This is a genomic window from Nocardia sp. NPDC060255 (assembly GCF_042727395.1).
Taxonomy (GTDB): domain Bacteria; phylum Actinomycetota; class Actinomycetes; order Mycobacteriales; family Mycobacteriaceae; genus Nocardia.
The window spans coordinates 167,188-186,302 of record NZ_JBHXAU010000017.1 but is presented as its reverse complement, the minus strand read 5'-3'; the positions used below and the strand labels follow the sequence as shown (position 1 = coordinate 186,302).

The following is a 19,115-nucleotide window of genomic DNA, read 5'->3' as shown; positions in this document are numbered from 1 at the left end:
CGCGCAGGCCTGCGCGCATCGGTAGTCGGAGGCCCGAAGATGATGAGTACACAACGGCGGCGGTTCGGTGTGGTCGCCGTGCTCGTGCTGTTCGGCGCGGTAGTGGCCGGATGCGGCAAGGGCGTGCAGAATCCGCCCGCGCCGAATGCCAAGGCGCCGAGCGCCGAGACGACGTGGGAAGTCGCCGGGTCGATGACGGCCACCGGTCCGAACGGGCCGCGCAAGGGGGTGCCGGACGCGCCACTCACCGCGATCAACGGTGACGGCGGCAAGTTCGACAAAATCGCGCTCAACTCGATCGCCGATCTGCAAGAGTTCTGGACTGCGGCCTACCCCAAGAACTTTCCCGGCACGTTCACCCCGGTGTCCGTTTTCAACTCTTGGGATGCCAAGGCGCCCCGGCAGCAGGCGATCCAATTCTGCGGTGGGAGTACGTATCACGTGGTGAACGCCGCCTATTGCAGTCTCGACCACACCATCGGCTGGGACCGCGGCGTGCTGCTGCCCGCGGTGGTGCAGAAGTTCGGCGAGATGGCCGTGGTGATGGTGCTCGCGCACGAATACGGCCACGCCATTCAGGGACAGGCCAAGCTCGCCGGAATGCGGACGCCGACGCTGGTGCTGGAGCAGCAGGCGGACTGCTTGGCCGGTGTGTTCTTACGTCATGTGGCGGAAGGGAATTCGGCGCACTTCACGTTGAACACCACCGATGGACTCAACGCGGTGCTGGGTGCCACGGTGGCGATTCGCGACCAGGATCCGAGCGATCCGAAGAACGCGCACGGTTCGGCGTTCGAGCGGGTGACGGCGGTGCAGATCGGCTATTCCGATGGTGCGCAGGGCTGTAAGTCCATCACCACGCAGCAGATCGCGCAGCGGCGCGGCACGTTGCCCGTCTCGTTCGAGCCGGGCGAGGAATTCGCTCAGCTTCCAGTGACCGCCGAGTCGCTGAACAGCGTGAGTCAGGCCCTGACCACCATCTTCCCGACCAGCAAGAAACCGCAGTTCGACTATGCGGGGATCGTCCGGAACTGCCCGAATGTCACTGCTGTCGAACCGGTTTCGTACTGTCCCGGCGCGAACAAGATCGGCACCGACGTGCGCGCGCTGGCCAAGCGCGGCGCACCGGCGAAGGGCGAGGAGGATCCGCTCTCGGCGGCGGTGAACGGCGACTACAACGCGTTCATCATCTTCGTATCGCGGTATGTCCTTGCGGTGCAGAACGATCGCAAACTCGGCCTCACCGGCCCGGAGACCGCCGGGCTGCGCACGGCCTGCCTGTCCGGTGTGGTGACGACCAAGCTGAGCGAGCCGCGGAGCGACCCGCGCCTGTCGGCGGGTGACCTCGACGAGGCCGTCTCCGAGCTACTCAGCGAGGGCCTCGCCGCGAGTGACGTGAACGGCAAAGTGGTGCCGAGCGGCTATCAGCGCGTGGAGGCGTTCCGCACCGGAGTGCTGGAAGGCGAGCAGGTCTGCCTGTCTCGCTACAAGTGATCGCTACACCGGCAGCGACCGCAGGGAGTTGAGGGTCGTCGCCAGCGCACGTGCGGCCTCGGCTCCCTTGGTCACGAAGTGCTCGGTGAAATACGTGACGTGCTCGCTGTGCTCGTGGAAGTGGTGCGGGGTGAGCACCACCGAGAACACCGGGACGTCGGTGTCGAGCTGCACCCGCATCAGGCCGTCGATCACCGCGGACGCGACGAAATCGTGCCGGTAGATGCCGCCGTCCACGACCAGCGCCGCCGCGACGACCGCCGCGTACTTGCCCGAGCGGGCGAGGCGCTGCGCGTGCAGCGGGATCTCGAACGCGCCGGGCACGTCGAAGACCTCGACGGTGGCCGGGTCGTAGCCGAGGTCGGCGTACTCCGCGGTGAAGCCCTCGTAGGCCTTGCCGACGATGTTGCTGTGCCAGCTGGCGCGAATGAACGCGACGGATCCGGTGGTTCCCATCCCCGAATCTTACTTGCCGGTAACGTGGGTTTCCAGCCAGTCCAGCACGTCGCCGAGCACCTTGTCCTTCTCGGGTTCGTTGAAGATCTCGTGGTAGAGGCCCTCGTAGCGGATCGCGGTGAGGTCCTTCGAGCCCGCGCCCCGCTCGATGAGGTCGGTGCTGGACGGGGCGGCCAATGCGTCGGCGGTGCCGTGCAGCACCAGCACCGGAACGGTGAGCTTTGCCAGACGGCCCTTGACGAGGACGGTCGTGTTGAGGATCTCGGTGGCGGTGCGGGCCGGGAGCGCGCCGCGGTACACCAATGGGTCGTTGTCGTAGGCGCGGATCACTGCGGGGTCGCGACTGATATGTGACGAATCCAGTTTGAGCACACCGAGATTCGGGGTGAGCCTGGTCAGGATCGGGGCGAGTGCGCGTTGCACGGCGTTGCCCGCGGAGATGTCCAGCGGCGGTGCGGAGAGCACGATGCCGTCGACATCGATCGGCGCGCGCGTGGCCAGGTGCAGCGTGATGAGGCTGCCCATCGAGTGAGCGACCAGGAAGCGGGGGACCCCGGGATGTTCGCGGGTCGCGATGTCGAGCATGGCCGCCACGTTGTCGGCCGCACCGTCCATCGAGCCGATATTCGCTTTGCTGCCAGCGGATTTGCCGTGGCCGATGTGATCGAGGGCGTAGACCGCGAACCCGGCGGTAGCGAGGAACTGGCCGACGTGGACGTAGCGGCCGGAGTGTTCGGCTACACCGTGTACGAGGACGATGACGGCGCGCGCAGGGGAGTCGGGAAGCCATGCGCGCCAAGCGATTCCACTGCCGGTGCCATCGAATCGGCCGGTCTTGGTGTGGATCTGAGGATTCGCCGGATCGCCGCCGGTCGCTGATTCGACGGCCTCTGTCTGTGGCTCGGCGCTTGGTTTCGGCGCGGGGTCGGTACCCGCTTGCACCTCGGCGACGCTGCTTGCTCCGGCATCGGTCACCTGTGGCTCGGCGCTTGGTTTCGGCGTAGCGTTGGTACCCGCTTGTGACTCAGCGATGGTGTCTGGTTCGGCGTCGGTTGCCTGAGTTTCGGCGGTGGGTGGCGGTGTAGCGTTGGCGCTCGGCTCGGTAGTGGTTGCCGGCTCAGGATTTCCGGTTGTCTCGGGCTCGGCGGTCATAGATCGGCTCCTGATGTCTGCGGCGCGGTGTTCGGCGACTGCGCGAAGTGCGCGATCAGCCTGCGGTTGAACTCGATCAGTCGAGCGTAGTTGAGGCGGGACAGGCGCTCGTCGGTTCCGTGGATCGAGGCCAGATCGCGTTCGCCGAGCACGATCGGGGCGAAGTTGCAGCGGGTGCCGGCGAGGTCGTGGTAGTGCCGGGAGTCGGTGGCGCCGGGGACGATGCCGGTGGTGACGATGGTGCCGGGCACCATGACCCTGGCGATATCCGCGATCATGTCGAACGCCGGTCCGGGCCGGGTGTGCACCGTCGGCTCGGACGCCATGCCTTCGGCTTCGATGTGAACACCGTTGTCGCGCACCACCTTCCGGCAGTGTTCCAGGACCGAATGGACCGAATCGCCGGGCAGGATGCGGAAATTGACGAACGCCTCGGCATGCTGGGGCAGCACGTTCGACTTCACGCCGCCCCGGATCACGGTGGGGGCGGTGGTGGTGCGCACCATCGCCTCGGTCTGCGGCCGCATCGCCATCAGCCGGATGATCAGCGGTGCGGCGATACCGGCCACGCCGAGCAGGCGGCGGCGCGGCATGGGCATGTACTGCCGCACCCGGGCCAGCATGTCGGCGGTCACCGGCGTCATCCGCAACGGCATCGGATGATCCTGGATGCGGCTCACCGCGCGGGCGATCCGGCCGACCGCGGTCTGCTTACCGGGCATGGACGAATGGCCGCCCACCTCGGTCACCGACAGTTGCACTGTCGCATAACCTTTTTCGCCGAGCATGATGTTGGCGACCGGCTGGTCGAACCCGTCGGCGACACCCTCGGTGATCATGCCGCCCTCGTCGAGCAGCAGCTCGGCGCGCACGCCGAGCGCGCGCAGGCGGTCGGCCATGTGCACCGCGCCGGTGTCGCCGAACACCTCCTCGTCGTGGCCGAACGCGAGAAAGATGGTGTGCCGCGGTCGAATTCCCTCGGCCAGGGCCGATTCGACGGCCTCCAGGATCGCGAGCACCCGGCTCTTGTCGTCGATCGCCCCACGGCCCCAGATGAATTCGTCGTCGACCACACCCGCGAACGGCGGATGGGTCCACCGGTGCGCGTCGTCGACCGGGACCACATCCTGATGGGCGAGCAGGATCGCGGCGACGCCCGCCGGCTCGACGCCGGGCCACCGGTAGAGCCTGCTGTGGCCGAATCGCTCCAACTCCAGCTCGGCGTGCACCAGCGGGAACGATTGCTCGAGGTGTGCGGAGAGTTGCGCGAAGGCCTGGTCGTCGACCTCGCCGCGTTGGTCCGTGGACACGGTTGCGCAGCGCAATGCGACGGCAAGGCGTTCGGCGGTTAGGTCGTCGACGGGATCCGTCATCGGTTACCGGTGCGGTTCGGCAAATTCATGGACACCATTGCATTGTTCAGCATGTCCGGGCTCACCGGTATGGTCTTTTCGTTTCGCCACTTCACGATGCCCTCGGTGACACCGCCCGACAGGTCCGGGGTGCGCGGTGCGGTCAGCATCGGGAGCTCGAGATGGGCCTCGGTCACGGTGACCGAAGCGAAGGCGGGGGAGTGCGACCACACGTCGTCGACCACGTCGGTGATGCGTACGCCGATTCGGTGGCCCGCAGGGATCGGCCAATCCTGCGCCAGCAGGCGGACTTCGGCGGTATCTCCGCTGATCGGGGCGATGCCTCGGGTGATGACGGTGGCCAGTTGGTCGGGGCCGATGTCATAGAGCTCCACGGCGACCGTGGCATTGGCGGGTCCGCTCACGTGCATGGATACCGACGGCAAACCGGACAGGTGCTGGTCCTGAGTCAAAGGTTCGGAGACGGACCAGAATTCGCGATCCGGTCCCGGCAGCAGGCCGCGATCGGTGTAGCCGCCGGGGCGCAACTCGACCGGCACCCGGGTGGCATCGGCAGGCGGCCACGAGCTTTCGGCACGCCAGCGACCGTCGAACTGGCCCACCGTGATTCGTGGTCCCGGCACCTGGACGTCCCGGCCCGCGACATGTTTGTCGAAGAAGGCGAGCAGTTCGGCGTCGAAATTCGGTGTGTCGCATTTGTCGTGGCAGGTGCGGTGACCCCACTGGCCGAACCACGCCTTGTGCTCGCCGGGGCCGAGACCGTTCCACAGGTCGAACACCCGGTACGGGCGAGTGTTGTAGTCGACGAAACCCTGGCCGAGGAACAACGGAATCGTGTTGCCGCGCAACCGAGGAATGAGATCACGGTCGCGCCAAAAGGGTGAATTGCCGTCATGGTTGGTCATATCGGCCAGGTACTGCTGATAGCACTGCAGCGGCAATTGTGCTGCGTCAGCCTGATATTCGGGCGAATCGTCCGGGCGTCCCGGAGTCGACGCGATCAATAGGTGCTCAAAACCCGCGAAATCCGCTGGGCGAACACCATTCTCGGTAATCGGCTTGCCGGAGAACTTCCACGACACACCTTGCATGTACAGATACGAATACGGATCGACCACCGGCTCGAACGACGCGACCGCCGCCAACCCCTTCGGCTTCCCCGCCAACCCCATCAGCCCGGTCCACGCCTCATACGAGACGCCGAACATCCCCACTTTCCCGGTCGACCACGGTTGGTTCGCCGACCATTCCACCGCCGTCGCAACATCGGACCGCTCCCCGGGCCCGCCGAAATCGGGACAACCGGACGACCCACCGAAACCCCGCAGATCAACAATGACGTAGGTATACCCGGCCCGCAGAAACATGTCCGCCTGCAGATTGTCGGTAGACGGCCCACCGGCCAGCCGCGGCTCACTCAGGTAAGCCAGGTGCGCGCGATACGGGCTGACAGTGAGAATCACCGGGGTGCGCACGTCATCGGCAACACCCTCCGGCCGCAGCACATCCGCATGCAACCGCGTGCCATCCGGCGCATCGATGAACGCCTGCCTCCACTGAAACGGCACCCCGAGCGGCTCCGCCGTCGCAGTCACCGACGTAGCCAGCCCCACCAGAAGCAGCAACCCACACAGCGCCCGCACCAGGACGTTCCGTTCGCTCACCATAGGACTATCGAGTGTGCCCGGACCACCGTCCAGCCCCTGGAACCGGGGTAGTCCGTCGCCTGGCGTTGCACAGCCGGACGGTTCGTCACCCTCGTTCCGGACTGCTCGGCGGATGCTTCTTACTCCTGGTCGGCGGCTACCTCGTGCTCGGCGAGGTGCACCGCTTCCATCGGGCCGCAGAGCAGCGGCTATCCACTCGGTCGCCTCGTGGTCGGTGCATTGTGCGGCCTGTCAGCGGCTGCTCAGCGGAGGTCGCGTGCTCGGTCGTCGACCGCGGTGACCGAGCTGTCCCATGCAGACCATCGGAGGTTCGGGGTGAGGTGGACTGCCGAGCTGTTGCCGAGCCGCCGGGTGGATGCCATCCGGTGTTCACTGCGGCCCGCCAGCATGGGCGGTATGCCGGATGCCGCCGACATGCTCGGTCGTGCGTCGGTGGACGCGCTCGCGGTGGGGACGATCGCCCTCGCGCTGTTCGCCGCGCTCTTGTTCGCCGTCTCGGCGGCGCTGCAGCAGGGCGCGGCGCGGCAGGCTGCGACGGAAGCCACCCAAGGCCGGTTCCTGGTGATCGTGGGTATCGCGCGTCGGTTGATCACCGATCGGCGTTGGCTGGCCGGGCAGGGCGCCAATGTGGCCGGGTTCGCGGTGCACGCGGTGGCGTTGCGGCTCGGGGCGATCGCGGTGGTGCAGGCGCTGCTGGTGGTGCAGTTGCTGTTCGCGTTGCCGTTCGCGGCGGCGCGGCGCAAACGGTCGCTGCTCGGACGGGATTGGGCGGGGACGGTTTTCGTGTGCGGCGGCCTGATCCTGCTCGTCGGGCAGAGCGCGCCCGGCCACGCGGACGTGCGACCGCAGCTGCTGCCGGGCGTCGGCGCGGGAGTCTTCGTCGCGATCCTCACCCTGATCGCGCTCTCGCGATTGACTCACTCGCCCCAACTGCGTTCGGCGCTGGTGGCGGTCGCGGCGGGCAGTTGCTTCTCGACCACGGCGGTACTGGTGGTCGTCTCGACCTCAGCGCTACCCAACTTGAGCTGGGCACTGCTCGGCATCCCGATATCCACCGTGCTCGGCGGCCTCCTCGCCCAGGAGGCGTATGCCCGCGGCTCACTTCCCACCGCACTGACGGCGATGACAATCACCGACCCGGTTCTCAGCTACACCGCAGGCCTCACCTTGTTCGCGGTAACCATCCACCCACGCCCCGTCCTGCTGGTCCTAGCGGCAGCACTGGTGATCAGCGGGATCGCCCTGCTCGCGAACTCGCCGACCCTGCACGACGAACTGGACCAGTCCCACTCGATACCGCCGAAACAACCCGTGCGCGAGGGTGTTTCGTAGGTTCGGGTACGCACGCACAAAACGTCCATACGGTCCACAGGGCTCAAGGCTGTGCGGACGGTATGGACGCCTCGAGATAGGTGAGTGGTCCGATGCCCGGTGGAGGGCTGCGCCCTTGCAACGGCCAAGGCGGCGTTGATTCCGAAAGAGGCTGCGGCGGCTGCTGATAACGGCCGCTTTCTTGATCAACCGGCACTTGGTGGCTGGGGTTAGCCGGGTCTGCCGGCACCAGATGCCATTGGCGGGTCAGGCTGTGCGGGCGGGGGATTCGTAGTCGGCGTAGAGGGCGAGCATGCCTGCGACCGTGGCTGACCAGGGGAAGCGTTCCGCTGATGAGCGGGCGGCGTGGCGGCGCTGGGCGGCAGGGACGGTGAGGAGTTCTCGGACGCCTTCGGCCAGGCCGTGCGGGGAGCCGTCGGAGACGATGCCGGAGCCCGGTGCGCCGACGAGTTCGTTCGCGGCGCCCTCGTCCGGGACGACCACGGGAGTGCCGCAGGCCAGGGCCTCCAGCACGGCGAGGCCGAAAGTCTCGGCGGGGGAGGGGAATACCGCGATATCGGCTTCGGCGACCAGGTTGGCCATGGTGGCGCGGTCGGTGAGGTGGCCGTGGAAGATCACCGGGAGACCGGCGGCGAGGCGCTCGAGCCGGGGGCGCAGCGGGCCATCGCCGATGACGGACAGTTCGCAGCGCAGGCCGGACTCGACCAGCACGCGTACCGCCTCGATGGCGCGTTCGGCCCGCTTCTCCTTCGACAACCTGCTCACCAGTACCAGTCGCACCGGCTCGTCTGCGGCCCAAGGGGTTTCGTCCGCCGGATCGATCGGACGGAAGGTGGTCAGGTCCACGCCGAGCGGCACGCGCCGCACGTTGGTCGCTCCGATGCGCGAGAACTCCGCCGTCGCGAAACTCGAAGTGACCACTACCTTTTCGGCCCGCACACACAGACGTCGGTTGGCCAGATCGGCAGCCGTGGTCAACGGAAAACCAGGTGGCACCCGAGTACGCAGGATCGCGTCGATTCGTTCGTGCGAGAACAACACCAGCGGCACCCCGGCCCCGCGCGCCCACGGCGCAAGCCACCGAACACTCAACTTGTCACTGCACTCGAGCACATCCGGCCGCAGCCGATCGAGAATCGCCCGAGTCCGGCGAGACGTCAACACGTGATACCCGCCCGCCCCGAACTTGGGACTGTGCACCGTGATCCGCCGCCCCGACCCGGTCAACTCATCCCCGTCACCAGGCCCAGGAACCACCAGCACCCGACTGTGCCCGGCCGCGAGATACCCACGCCCGATCTCGTCGAGGCAAGTACGCAGCCCCCCGGAAGCGGGGGTATAGAAGTTGGCAATCTGCACGATGCGCATCAGCGAACCGCCGATCTGGTCAGCCCGGCAAATAGGACTGCGTTGTGGCAGTGGATAGTTCGAGCTGCCCAGCGGTCGATGCAACCGGCTCGGGATAGATGGATATTGGCGGCAGCGTTGTGGCAGCTGGCTGTTCGCATCATCATTCGGCCGCCGATCCGACGAGGTCGGCGTAGGTGGTGGCGTGTGCGCCTGCTCGGAGGGCGGCGTCGATGGCGCGCAGGGTGGCCTTGCGGAGGCCGGGGTGGTGCAGGTCGTCGGGGTGCAGGGCGAGGCGGACCAAGCCGCCGCGTGCGGTGTTGCGGCGGGCCACGGTTTCCAGCATGGCGGCGCCGAAGCGTTCGGACCAGCCGCCGCCGGGGCGGTGCGATAGCGCGAAGCCGCGATGGCGGCGGCCGGTGCGCAGGTCCTTGGCGCCGAAGTGGTCCGTGGTGTGGGAGAAGCCTGCCGCGCGCAGAGCCCGTTCCGCCGCGGGCGAGGCAAGCCAGCCGGGCGGCGTGAAACCTGTTGTGGACAGCCCGGATTCGGCCATCACCGCCGTGGCATCCCGAAGCTTGGCCGCTGCCTCATCGATATCGAGCGCAGCGAATTCGGCGGCACCGCGCGCCACCGCCCGCCCGAGGGCCCGCCGCGGCCAGCCACCTTCCGGCCCGGCCCGATGCGACCATCCGTGCACCATGATCTCGTCCCCACCGGCCCGCCGCTCCCGCAGAAAACTCGCATAATCCGGCTGCTCCGCCAACGACGAACCGCGCCACGGGCCAGGAATCACCAGCAGCGACACCGGAATCCCGAACCCATCAGCATCAGCACACCAGCGCGCCGTCTCCGCCGCACTAGCCGGCGCGACGTCATGGATGCTCACCACCAACCGCGCACACACGCACCGCAAACTAACACCGCCCGGTGGCCACCAGCTGAACAGCACGGTGCCGGTACCCAACGGATCAGTACCAGCCCTGACTCCACGCCGAACGGGACATCACGGCGCGATCACCCGTGATTCGCCGCCGCCAGGTCCCGTTCGGGGCGCCACCTACGCGGCTTCGGGCTCGGCTGCTCGTCGGATGGGGGCGGCGGAGAAATGGGTGCTCGTTCCAGCGAACTGCGGGCCATTGGTGTTTGCTATGGACGTGGCGAAGTATTCGGGGCTACAACATGATTCACCTGGTGTCTGAGGCGCGGCGGCGTATGATCGGGCCAGTGCGAGCGCCCGGGGGAAGAATGAACGAGCCGGTGACCGCGGACTGGGAACAGTTCGTTCAAGCACTGGCGCAGTGTCTGTCTGAGCTACCTTCGCGCGCCACGTTGATCATCGCGGCACCCGGTAATCGGTATGTCCAGTTCCTGCAGTACGACATCAAATTGTCCGCCGAGCTGGCCGGTAATCATTATCTGACGCAGCCCATCCCGGACGCCGCCGCGCAGGAGTTACGCGACCTCGGCTGGAACGAGCCGATGCTGCGCCGCGAGGTGGACAACTGGACCAAGACCATGTTCTGGCCCATCTCCCCGCGCAGCCTGATCGACTTCGCCCGCTCGGTCGCCATCGGTTTCCGCGACGCGCTCGGCGTGGCCGCACCGGTGGAATTGCGGGCGATGGGGTGGACCGAGGCGTCCGGTGATCTGGATCTCACCGTGCTCGGATCGATGGCCAGGCGCGGTTGGAATTGACGCCGCCCCGACGGTAATAGCCGCCGCCCGGGTAGGCGTGGCGAAATCCGCACGACATGGGCACTATCCTGAGTGACATGGCAGCAGGTAAGCCCTCCAAGGAAGCGAAGGCCGCGGCGAAAGCGGCCCGCAAGCAGCAGTCGAAAGAGCGCAGGCAGCAGCTCTGGCAGGCGTTCCAGATGCAGCGCAAGGAAGACAAGCTGCTGCTGCCGTTGATGATCGGCGCCTTGCTCGGCATCACCGCCGTCTTCCTGGTCGTCGGCCTGATCTTCGGTCTGACCTGGTTCCTCGTCCCGCTCGGCGTGGTACTCGGCGCGCTGGCCGCATTCATCATCTTCGGTCGACGGGTGCAGAAGAGCGTCTACGGCAAGGCCGAGGGCCAGGCGGGCGCCGCGGCCTGGGTGCTGGACAACCTGCAGGGCAAGTGGCGGGTGTCCAACGGCATCGCCGCGACCACCCAGCTCGACGCGGTGCACCGGGTGATCGGTCTGCCCGGCGTGGTGCTGGTCGCCGAGGGTGCCCCGCAGCGCGTGAAATCGCTGCTCGCGCAGGAGAAGAAGCGCACCGCCCGGCTCATCGGCGACACCCCGATCTACGACGTTGTCATCGGCAACGACGAGGGGCAGGTGCCGTTGAAGGAGCTGCAGCGTTACCTGACCAAGCTGCCCCGCAACATCGACGCCAAGCGCATGGACCTCATCGAGGGGCGGCTGACCGCGCTGAGCTCGCGCACCGGCCCGGCCCTGCCGAAGGGCCCGATGCCCGCGGGCGCCAAGATGCGCGGCGTGCAGCGCACGATTCGCCGGCGTTGAGCTAGACCACCACGAAGGCCCGTGTCCCCAGGACACGGGCCTTTCGTCTGTTTCGGCTGGTCACGACCGCATTGGTCTCGCCGAGTTGTCGGCCGACTTCAAGATCATGAGGAACTGGTGCTGTTCGCTACTCGGCGGATGCCTGCACCAATTCCCTCTCGATCATGTTTTGACGAGCCAGGCGATGCGGTCGTAGGCGAGGGCTTGGTAGACGATGAGGACTGCGACGGAGACCATGGCCCACCTGGGCAGGCTGGCTGCCCAGAGGGCTGCGGCACCGCCGAAGAAGATGCCGAGTTCGACCGCCAGGCGCACCACGCCGGGCACCGAGACCGGCGCTTCGCCATTGCGGCTCGGATCGCCAGGCACGGCCAGCGTGCCCCACAGTGCCGCGGCGGCCAGCGGCAACAGAACTACGAGCAGGAACTTCCACGGCGAATCGAAGGCCCGCCAACCGTAAACACCGAAAGAAACGATAGCGACGAGCTCGAGCAGAAACCGGATCGCGAGCATCGCCGGATTGAGTGACACCGCCGGAGCGTAACCGGCGCGGTCGCCCTGTGTCAGACGCTATTTCCGTGGTTCGCGCGACGGGAGGAACGCCCTGCTGGAGGGTCGTGCTGGTGCGGTCGGGTCGGAGCTGTGCCGAATACCGCCGGATGTCGGGCCGGCTGCCGGGGGCGCAATGGGTGCTGTCGGATCAGGCATAGGACCAGCGCGGCGGTTGCGCGCCTACTGCCGAAGGTGCGACATGCGCGGCCGGAATGGACCTGCCGGGCGGGGCCTTGTGTGACCGGTGCGGCCATACCTGCTGCAGTCAGGTGTCAACGCGAATGAACGAGCGCTGTCCCGGTCGCCCGGTCATGCATCCCACGACCGTCGGCATCCGTGAACAACGCAGGCACCACGAATACCAGTAACGCCTGCCTGGCGAGCGCCCGCACGAATCCAACGGTCACCGGCGCATCGATCCGCACAGTCCGCAGCCGCAGAAAGTACTGCCCCGGCGTGAACCCGAACAGCGTCACCGCGGCAACTCCGATCACGAACCAGATCAGCAACGTCAGGCTGGACGCCGACCCGCCGCGCATGATCAGCGCCGCGATGCCGAGCGCGATCAACCAGTCCACGAACAGTGCCGCGATCCGTCGAGCCATCCCGGACAGTGAACCCGCACCGGACTTCGGCAGTCCCAGGTGTTCGCCGGGGAACTCGGGGGTTGCCGGATCGCTGGCGCCCTCCGAAGGGCCGGAGAGCCACGATCCCGTCATGCGTGCCATGGCTCCACAATATGCGGGGCCGACCGGCCGCCCGGCACCGCATAAGGGGAGTTCACGTCAGCGCGCATCGGCACGGATGGCAGGATTACCATGCTGTTCGAGTCCGGGTGGGCCTAGTCACCCGGCCAGCCGTACGTGTAACACTGGCGAAACACAGACTTGACTGCCGGGAAACACCGCGTCCATACCGTCTGGACGCGACGAACCCATGCAATCGACACTCGCTGGGAACCGATCCGTAAGGAGAACAAGTGACGTTCAGCACGGCCGACGAGGTCATCAAATTCCTCGCTGATGAAGAGGTCGAGTATGTCGACATCCGCTTCAGCGACCTTCCCGGCGTTCAGCAGCACTTCTCGATCCCGGCGAAGGCCTTCACGACCGACCTCGCAGAGGAAGGCCTAGCGTTCGACGGCTCTTCCGTCCGTGGCTTCCAGTCGATCGACGAGTCGGACATGCTCCTGCTGCCCGACTTCAGCACCGCGCGCCTGGACCCGTTCCGCGCCGCCAAGACGCTGAACCTCAACTTCTTCGTGCACGACCCGTTCACCCGCGAGGCCTACAGCCGCGACCCGCGCAACATCGCGCGCAAGGCCGAGGAGTACCTGCGCTCGACCGGCATCGCCGACACCGCGTACTTCGGTGCCGAGGCGGAGTTCTACATCTTCGACTCGATCCGCTACGACTCGAAGATGAACGGCGCCTTCTACGAGATCGACTCGGTCTCGGGCTCCTGGAACACCGGCTCGAAGTCCAACCCGGACGGCTCCCCGAACCTCGGCTACAAGGTTCGCAACAAGGGCGGTTACTTCCCGGTCGCCCCGTACGACCACTACGTCGACCTGCGCGACAAGATCTCGACCAACCTGCAGAACGCGGGCTTCGAGCTGGAGCGCGGCCACCACGAGGTCGGCACCGCCGGTCAGGCCGAGATCAACTACAAGTTCGGTACGCTGCTCGGTGCGGCCGACGACCTGCAGCTGTTCAAGTACATCGTGAAGAACACCGCGTGGGCCGAGGGCAAGTCCGTCACCTTCATGCCGAAGCCGCTCTTCGGTGACAACGGCTCGGGCATGCACGTGCACCAGTCGCTGTGGAAGGACGGCAAGCCGCTGTTCCACGACGAGGCCGGCTACGGCGGTCTCTCGGATCTGGCGCGCCACTACATCGGCGGCATCCTGCACCACGCGCCGTCGCTGCTGGCGTTCACCAACCCGACGGTGAACTCCTACCACCGCCTGGTTCCGGGCTACGAGGCGCCGATCAACCTGGTGTACTCGCAGCGCAACCGCTCTGCGGCCGTGCGTATCCCGGTGACCGGCAACAACCCGAAGGCCAAGCGCATCGAGTTCCGCGCGCCGGACTCCTCGGGCAACCCGTACCTGGCCTTCGCCGCCATGATGATGGCCGGCCTGGACGGCATCAAGAACAAGATCGAGCCGCTGGCCCCGGTCGACAAGGACCTCTACGAGCTCCCGCCGGAGGAGGCCAAGAACATCCCGCAGGCCCCCACCAGCCTGGCCACCGTCATCGACCGCCTCGAGCAGGATCACGACTACCTGACCGAAGGCAACGTCTTCACCGACGACCTGATCGAGACCTGGATCAGCATCAAGCGCGAGCAGGAAATCGCCCCCGTCAACCTGCGCCCGCACCCGTACGAATTCGAGCTGTACTACGACGTGTAAGTCGTTCGTACACCGACTCGTTCAGCGACGGCCCATCCGCGATTCCGCGGGTGGGCCGTCGCCCGTTTCCGGTGGTTGAGGTTTCCTACTTCGATTGATAATCTTGGGCTGTGAGCGTTGAACCCGAGCATAGGATCGGCGAAGGCCCCGCGACGCGGGTGAGTCTGTCGTTGCCGGAGGGCACCGCCGAGGCGATCCGCCGTCGGGTGGGCAAGCGTGAGTTCTCGTCGTTTGTCACCTCGGCCGTCGAGCGCGAGTTGCGTGGAATGCTGCTCGACGAGTACATCGCCGATCATGAACGGCGCAATGGGCCGGTGCCCGAGGCGGAACGGCAACGTGCCAGGGATCTGTTCGATCATGCTCTCGGTGAGTCCGGGCAGTGGCACGCGGCAAGCTGAAACCTGGGCGCGACAATCCGACGTCCGGGCAGCAAGGCACATTGGTGCTGGACTGCGACGGATTGTCCCGCCTGGTAGACGATTCGGTGTCGGTCGTCGCGATCGTCGCCGAAGCGCGTTCTCGCGGCATGGAAGTCGTGATCAGTGCGCTCACCATCGTTGAGGCGAACCACCGCAAGTCCGACAAGGCCAGACTCGCCTGGCTATTGTCGGCTTTGCGCGTCGAGCAAGTCGACGAGGCGTCCGCGAAGGCTGCGTCGGCACTGCTGCTCGACGCCGGACTGCATGGGCACAAGTACGCGATCGATGCGGTTATCGCGGAAATGGCACTGCGACAGCAGGTTCCGGTGGTCATGCTCACCAGTGATATCGACGACATGGGTAAGTTGTGTGGCGAGACTGTGCGTCTGATCGCAACATAAGTCGACGAGCTGAACGATCACGGTAAACGAGGGTCGTATTCGCCTTCGTGCGGCAGTATTTCGTCGCCAGATCGCCGTGCAGGCTAGGGCTATTGGGGTGGTTGTCCAGGGTGAATCTCGTTGGCTGCGTGGGGAGTCTCGGTGAGCGGGGTAAATGCGGCGGGGTGGGGGCGAACGGCGATACCTGACTGAAACAGGTTCTACTGTTTCGCGTCATGAAGATTTCGTTAATTTCATTGATAACTGCTGCTTTGGCGATTTTCGCCGTGACGATGTCGATGGCTCCACCGCTAGCTAGCGCTCAGCCCGAAGCCGAGTTGGCGGCGGGGGGTGGGAAGATCACTTTGCAGGGGGCGGTGAATACCCGTGATATCGGCGGGTATCGGACCTATGACGGGGCGAAGACGAAGACGGGCAAGGCTATTCGGTCCGACTCGTTGGAGAAGTTGACCGACGCCGACGTGCAGAAGCTGGCGGGTCTGAAGGTGAAGGCCGTGATCGACCTGCGTACGCCGGGGGAGATCCAGTTCGCCGGTGCGGACAAAGCGATTCCGGGCGCGCAGGCGGTGGCGCGGCCGATCGACGACACCGGGCTGTTCCAGCAGATGCTGGCCGTGATCCAGACCCGCGATCCGCAGAAGCAGCAGGACGCGCTCGGCAACGGTAAGGCCGAGCAGATCATGCTGAACATGTACACCACGTTCATCAGCCGTCCGGAGTCACGCACGGCGTTCGGGCAGACGATCAAGGATCTCGCGAACACCGACAAGGCCACGCTGTACCACTGCACCGCGGGCAAGGACCGCACCGGCTGGCTGACCTACGTGCTGCTGCGCGCGGTCGGCGTGCCGGAAGGCACTGCGCGGCAGGACTATCTGCTGTCCAACCAGTATCGGGCCGCGGCGGACGCCGCACTGCGCCAGCAGGTGCAGCAGGCGGGGCTGATGCAGAACCCCGATCTGCTCATCCCGTTGCAGGAGGTCCGGGACGCGTACCTGGACGCCGCGGTCAACAAGATGGAGCAGGACTACGGCGATCTCGGCAAGTTCCTCACCCAAGGGCTCGGTCTGGACGCAGGCACCATCCTGAAGCTGCGCAAGAACCTGGTCGGCTAGTTATCGAAAGATATTCGGGCCCATTCACTTACCGGTGGATGGGCCTGATGTCGTTGCTACGACTGCTTTTTCGCCTGACTTCGCAGCGTGGCGGAGAGCTGGTTGGGCATCGGTTCATGACGGGTGTAGGAGCGGGTGAAGTCGCCGGTGCCGTGCGAGAGCGAGCGCAGATCGATGGCGTAGCGGCTGAGTTCGAGTTCCGGTACCTCGGCGTGGATTCGGGTGCGGCCGACGCCGTGCGGTTCGGTGCCGAGGACGCGACCGCGGCGGCTGGACAGGTCGGTGAGCACCGGGCCGACATAGTCGTCGGCGACGAGCACCCACACCTCGGCGATCGGCTCGAGCAGGGCGACACCCGCGCTGGCCGCGGCCTCGCGCAACGCGAGCGCGCCCGCGGTTTGGAAGGCGGCGTCGGAGGAGTCGACCGAATGCGCCTTGCCGTCGAACAGCGTCACCCGCACATCCACCAGCGGATATCCGGCCGCGACCCCGCGCGTCGCCTGCGCGCGCACGCCCTTCTCCACCGACGGAATGAACTGGCGCGGAACGACTCCGCCGACCACCCGGTCCACGAACTCGATGCCGGATCCGCCGGGCAGCGGCTCGACCTCGATCTCACACACGGCGTACTGACCGTGCCCGCCGGACTGCTTCACATGCCTGCCGCGCCCATTCGCCTTGCCCGCGAACGTCTCTCGCAACGCGACCTGATGATCGACCACATCGACCTGCACCCCGAACCGGCTGCGCAACCGCTCCAGCGCGACATCGCGATGCGCCTCGCCGAGACACCACAGCACCAGCTGATGGGTGTTCGCGTTGTGCTCGAGCCGCACGGCCGGATCCTCGGCCGCCAGCCGGGCCAGGCTCTGCGAGAGCTTGTCCTCGTCGGCCTTGCTGTGCGCGGTAATCGCGATGGGCAGCAACGGATCCGGCATCAGCCACGGCTCGATCAGCAGCGGTTTGTCGGTGCCGGAGAGGGTGTCGCCGGTTTCCGCGCGACTCAGCTTGGTGACGTAGGCGATATCGCCGGCGATGGCCTGGCCGAGCGGGCGCTGCCCCTTGCCGAACGGCGCCGAGACCGCGCCGATCCGCTCATCGACGTCATGACTCTCGTGGCCGCGCTCCTCCAGGCCGTGGCCGCAGACGTGCACCGTGTCGTCGGCGCGCAGCGTGCCGGAGAACACCCGCACCAGCGACACCCGGCCGACGTACGGATCCGACGCGGTGCGGATCACCTCCGCCGCGAGCACGCCGTCCGGATCGCAGTCGAGTTCGCGCCGGGTGTTGCCGCCCGCGGCGGTGACGGCGGAGACGATGTGCTCCGACGGCGTCGGGAAGCCGCCGGTGATCAGGTCGAGCAGCTCGACCGTGCCCAAGCCCTGCTTGGCGCCCTCCGGTGCGGGCGCGCCGAACAGCACGGGATGGAAGCTCCCCCTGGCCACGGCCCGTTCGAGATCGGTGACGAGGGTGGCGAGTTCGATTTCCTCACCGCTGAGATAGCGGTCCATCAGGGTTTCGTCTTCGCTTTCGGCGATGATGCCCTCGATGAGCCGGTTGCGCGCCTCGTCGAGCATCGGCTGCTGCTCGGGGGTCGGCGCGGTTTCCACCCGTTCGCCGGAGGAGTAGTCGACCACGCAGTTCGGCAGCAGCTCGATCAGCCCGGTGACCGGGCGGTGACCGTCCGCGCTCTTCGGGCCGTAAACCGGAAGATGCAGGGGGAGCACGTTTTCCGATGCGCCGCCGCTGAGGATGGTGCGGCAGGTCTCGGTCATCTCCTCGAAGTCGGCTCGCGCGGTGTCCAAGTGCGAGAGCACGATCGCCCGCGGCATCCCGACCGCCGCGCATTCCTCCCACAGCGCGCGGGTCGCACCGCTGACGCCCTCCGCACCCTCCGCCGCCGAGATCACGAACAATGCCGCGTCCGCCGCCCGCAATCCGGCCCGTAACTCGCCGACGAAATCCGCGTAGCCGGGCGTATCCAGCAGATTGATCTTCATCCCCGACCAGGCCAGCGGGACCACCGACAATTGCACCGAACGGTGCTGCCGATGTTCGATCTCGTCATAATCCGAGAGCGACGTTCCGTCCTCGACCCGCCCCGCCCGATTCACCGTCCCCGTGGTCAGCGCCATCGCCTCGACCAGTGTCGTCTTCCCCGACCCGCTGTGCCCGACCAGCACCACATTTCGAATCTGTTCCGGCCGCTCGGCCGCAACCACTCTGCCGTTGCCCCCTACGGTTCCACTCGTCTTGTCCACTGTGCGTCTCGCTTCCTCGCGCCCCGACACCTGCGGTCCTTCGAGCTTCCCACCGGCGGTCACCGCGCGTCCACGGATCGGAAGATCCGGTGCCACGGACTGTCCGGTCCGTATCCGGGCCGACGCGGGGACGATCTAGCCGAGCGCGACCACGGCCTCCACCTCGACCAGGAACTCCGGCCGGAACAGTCCGGCCACCTGGATGAGCGAGCTGGCGGGGTTGGGCAGGTCGCCCAGTGCGGGGCGGAGGAACTCGTCGCGGACGTCGCGGAGGTCCGGCAGCCTGCTGGTGTCGGTGACGAACCAGGTGAGCTTGACCAGGTTGGTCCAGTCGGCGCCGAGGGCGTGCAGCACGTTCTGCAGGTTGGTGAGCGCCTGCCTGGTCTGCGCGGCCAGGTCGTTCTCGCCGACCAGGTTGCCGTCGGCGTCCACCGCGATCTGGCCGGACACGTAGGCGAGACCGTTGGAGGTGGTCACCGCGTGGGCGTAGCCGAAGCCGGGGGCGACGCCGGGGATGTCGGTCAGTCGTTTGTTGATCTTCGCCATGGGCACAGCGTAGACGGGCTTCCGGAACGCCGAGAAGGCGTGAATCTTGCGGTCTTGCTATGACTTACGCGTCTCCG

At 66.7% G+C, this 19,115-nt stretch carries 18 protein-coding genes; 8 read left to right on the top strand and 10 right to left on the bottom strand.

Features of this window, described 5'->3' with window-relative positions:
- The first annotated feature begins 39 nt into the window (after positions 1-39).
- Positions 40-1,494, top strand: coding sequence for a metallopeptidase (locus ACFWF1_RS28365; protein WP_379286958.1), 1,455 nt, complete (start codon positions 40-42; stop codon positions 1,492-1,494).
- Positions 1,495-1,497: 3 nt separating this feature from the next.
- Here the strand turns inward: ACFWF1_RS28365 and ACFWF1_RS28360 are convergent, their stop codons facing one another.
- From ACFWF1_RS28360 to ACFWF1_RS28345, 4 genes are read right to left on the bottom strand one after another with little or no spacing between them, the layout of a single operon-like run.
- Positions 1,498-1,950 carry a 6,7-dimethyl-8-ribityllumazine synthase gene (locus ACFWF1_RS28360; RefSeq protein ID WP_379286960.1) on the bottom strand — a complete coding sequence of 151 codons (453 nt, stop codon included), beginning with the start codon at positions 1,948-1,950 and terminating at the stop codon, positions 1,498-1,500.
- 9 nt (positions 1,951-1,959) lie between these two features.
- A complete protein-coding gene (locus ACFWF1_RS28355; RefSeq protein ID WP_379286962.1) occupies positions 1,960-3,102 on the bottom strand; it encodes an alpha/beta fold hydrolase in 1,143 nt (380 codons plus the stop codon).
- Positions 3,099-4,475 carry a M20/M25/M40 family metallo-hydrolase gene (locus ACFWF1_RS28350; protein WP_379286964.1) on the bottom strand — a complete coding sequence of 459 codons (1,377 nt, stop codon included), beginning with the start codon at positions 4,473-4,475 and terminating at the stop codon, positions 3,099-3,101. The genes ACFWF1_RS28355 and ACFWF1_RS28350 overlap by 4 nt, the downstream gene beginning before the upstream one ends.
- Positions 4,472-6,142: a CocE/NonD family hydrolase gene (locus ACFWF1_RS28345; RefSeq protein WP_379286966.1), complete on the bottom strand. Its 1,671-nt coding sequence runs from the start codon at positions 6,140-6,142 to the stop codon at positions 4,472-4,474. Before ACFWF1_RS28345 ends, ACFWF1_RS28350 begins: the two co-directional genes overlap by 4 nt.
- Before the next feature lie 315 nt (positions 6,143-6,457).
- Here ACFWF1_RS28345 and ACFWF1_RS28340 point away from each other — a divergent pair, with 315 nt between their 5' ends.
- Positions 6,458-7,474, top strand: a complete 1,017-nt coding sequence (locus ACFWF1_RS28340) for a DMT family transporter (RefSeq protein WP_379286968.1) — start codon at positions 6,458-6,460, stop codon at positions 7,472-7,474.
- Positions 7,475-7,720: 246 nt separating this feature from the next.
- On the opposite strand, the gene ACFWF1_RS28335 is transcribed toward ACFWF1_RS28340, so the two are convergent.
- Both ACFWF1_RS28335 and ACFWF1_RS28330 read right to left on the bottom strand, forming a co-directional pair.
- Positions 7,721-8,842 (bottom strand): glycosyltransferase, encoded by a 1,122-nt coding sequence (locus ACFWF1_RS28335; RefSeq protein WP_379286970.1) that lies wholly within the window; start codon positions 8,840-8,842, stop codon positions 7,721-7,723.
- A 142-nt stretch (positions 8,843-8,984) separates the two neighbouring features.
- The gene (locus ACFWF1_RS28330) at positions 8,985-9,707 is read right to left on the bottom strand and encodes a DUF2334 domain-containing protein (protein WP_379322229.1); all 723 of its coding nucleotides are present in this window, start codon (positions 9,705-9,707) and stop codon (positions 8,985-8,987) included.
- A gap of 359 nt (positions 9,708-10,066) precedes the next feature.
- On the opposite strand from ACFWF1_RS28330, the gene ACFWF1_RS28325 reads away from it, so the two are divergent.
- Both ACFWF1_RS28325 and ACFWF1_RS28320 read left to right on the top strand, forming a co-directional pair.
- Entirely contained in the window at positions 10,067-10,516 is a 450-nt protein-coding gene (locus ACFWF1_RS28325; RefSeq protein ID WP_379286974.1) for a hypothetical protein, read from the top strand.
- Between the two features lie 77 nt (positions 10,517-10,593).
- Entirely contained in the window at positions 10,594-11,328 is a 735-nt protein-coding gene (locus ACFWF1_RS28320) for a DUF4191 domain-containing protein (protein WP_379286976.1), read from the top strand.
- Between the two features lie 162 nt (positions 11,329-11,490).
- Here ACFWF1_RS28320 and ACFWF1_RS28315 read toward each other — a convergent pair whose 3' ends face one another.
- Together ACFWF1_RS28315 and ACFWF1_RS28310 are read right to left on the bottom strand one after the other, a co-directional pair.
- Positions 11,491-11,859 carry a YrdB family protein gene (locus ACFWF1_RS28315; RefSeq protein ID WP_379286978.1) on the bottom strand — a complete coding sequence of 123 codons (369 nt, stop codon included), beginning with the start codon at positions 11,857-11,859 and terminating at the stop codon, positions 11,491-11,493.
- A 293-nt stretch (positions 11,860-12,152) separates the two neighbouring features.
- On the bottom strand, positions 12,153-12,608 hold the full coding sequence (locus tag ACFWF1_RS28310; RefSeq protein ID WP_379286980.1) for an RDD family protein: 456 nt from the start codon (positions 12,606-12,608) through the stop codon (positions 12,153-12,155).
- A gap of 251 nt (positions 12,609-12,859) precedes the next feature.
- On the opposite strand from ACFWF1_RS28310, the gene glnA reads away from it, so the two are divergent.
- From glnA to ACFWF1_RS28290, 4 genes are all read left to right on the top strand, one after another.
- On the top strand, positions 12,860-14,296 hold the full coding sequence (gene glnA, locus ACFWF1_RS28305) for a type I glutamate--ammonia ligase (RefSeq protein WP_379286982.1): 1,437 nt from the start codon (positions 12,860-12,862) through the stop codon (positions 14,294-14,296).
- 110 nt (positions 14,297-14,406) lie between these two features.
- Complete coding sequence (locus tag ACFWF1_RS28300) at positions 14,407-14,694, top strand: hypothetical protein (protein ID WP_379286984.1); 288 nt, start codon at positions 14,407-14,409, stop codon at positions 14,692-14,694.
- Between the two features lie 86 nt (positions 14,695-14,780).
- A complete protein-coding gene (locus ACFWF1_RS28295) occupies positions 14,781-15,116 on the top strand; it encodes a DNA-binding protein (protein WP_379286985.1) in 336 nt (111 codons plus the stop codon).
- Between the two features lie 215 nt (positions 15,117-15,331).
- A complete protein-coding gene (locus tag ACFWF1_RS28290; RefSeq protein ID WP_379322228.1) occupies positions 15,332-16,231 on the top strand; it encodes a tyrosine-protein phosphatase in 900 nt (299 codons plus the stop codon).
- Positions 16,232-16,287: 56 nt separating this feature from the next.
- On the opposite strand, the gene ACFWF1_RS28285 is transcribed toward ACFWF1_RS28290, so the two are convergent.
- Complete coding sequence (locus tag ACFWF1_RS28285; protein WP_379286986.1) at positions 16,288-18,492, bottom strand: elongation factor G-like protein EF-G2; 2,205 nt, start codon at positions 18,490-18,492, stop codon at positions 16,288-16,290.
- A gap of 135 nt (positions 18,493-18,627) precedes the next feature.
- Positions 18,628-19,038, bottom strand: coding sequence for a RidA family protein (locus tag ACFWF1_RS28280; RefSeq protein ID WP_379286987.1), 411 nt, complete (start codon positions 19,036-19,038; stop codon positions 18,628-18,630).
- Between the last annotated feature and the right edge of the window lie 77 nt (positions 19,039-19,115).

Excerpts from the sequence above, each read along its gene's own strand:
- ACFWF1_RS28365 (WP_379286958.1), top strand. The coding sequence starts at position 40 with ATGATGAGTACACAACGGCGGCGGTTCGGTGTGGTCGCCGTGCTCGTG.
- ACFWF1_RS28360 (WP_379286960.1), bottom strand. The coding sequence starts at position 1,950 with ATGGGAACCACCGGATCCGTCGCGTTCATTCGCGCCAGCTGGCACAGC.
- ACFWF1_RS28355 (WP_379286962.1), bottom strand. The coding sequence starts at position 3,102 with ATGACCGCCGAGCCCGAGACAACCGGAAATCCTGAGCCGGCAACCACT.
- ACFWF1_RS28350 (WP_379286964.1), bottom strand. The coding sequence starts at position 4,475 with ATGACGGATCCCGTCGACGACCTAACCGCCGAACGCCTTGCCGTCGCA.
- ACFWF1_RS28345 (WP_379286966.1), bottom strand. The coding sequence starts at position 6,142 with ATGGTGAGCGAACGGAACGTCCTGGTGCGGGCGCTGTGTGGGTTGCTG.
- ACFWF1_RS28335 (WP_379286970.1), bottom strand. The coding sequence starts at position 8,842 with ATGCGCATCGTGCAGATTGCCAACTTCTATACCCCCGCTTCCGGGGGG.
- ACFWF1_RS28325 (WP_379286974.1), top strand. The coding sequence starts at position 10,067 with ATGAACGAGCCGGTGACCGCGGACTGGGAACAGTTCGTTCAAGCACTG.
- ACFWF1_RS28320 (WP_379286976.1), top strand. The coding sequence starts at position 10,594 with ATGGCAGCAGGTAAGCCCTCCAAGGAAGCGAAGGCCGCGGCGAAAGCG.
- ACFWF1_RS28310 (WP_379286980.1), bottom strand. The coding sequence starts at position 12,608 with ATGGCACGCATGACGGGATCGTGGCTCTCCGGCCCTTCGGAGGGCGCC.
- ACFWF1_RS28290 (WP_379322228.1), top strand. The coding sequence starts at position 15,332 with ATGAAGATTTCGTTAATTTCATTGATAACTGCTGCTTTGGCGATTTTC.
- ACFWF1_RS28280 (WP_379286987.1), bottom strand. The coding sequence starts at position 19,038 with ATGGCGAAGATCAACAAACGACTGACCGACATCCCCGGCGTCGCCCCC.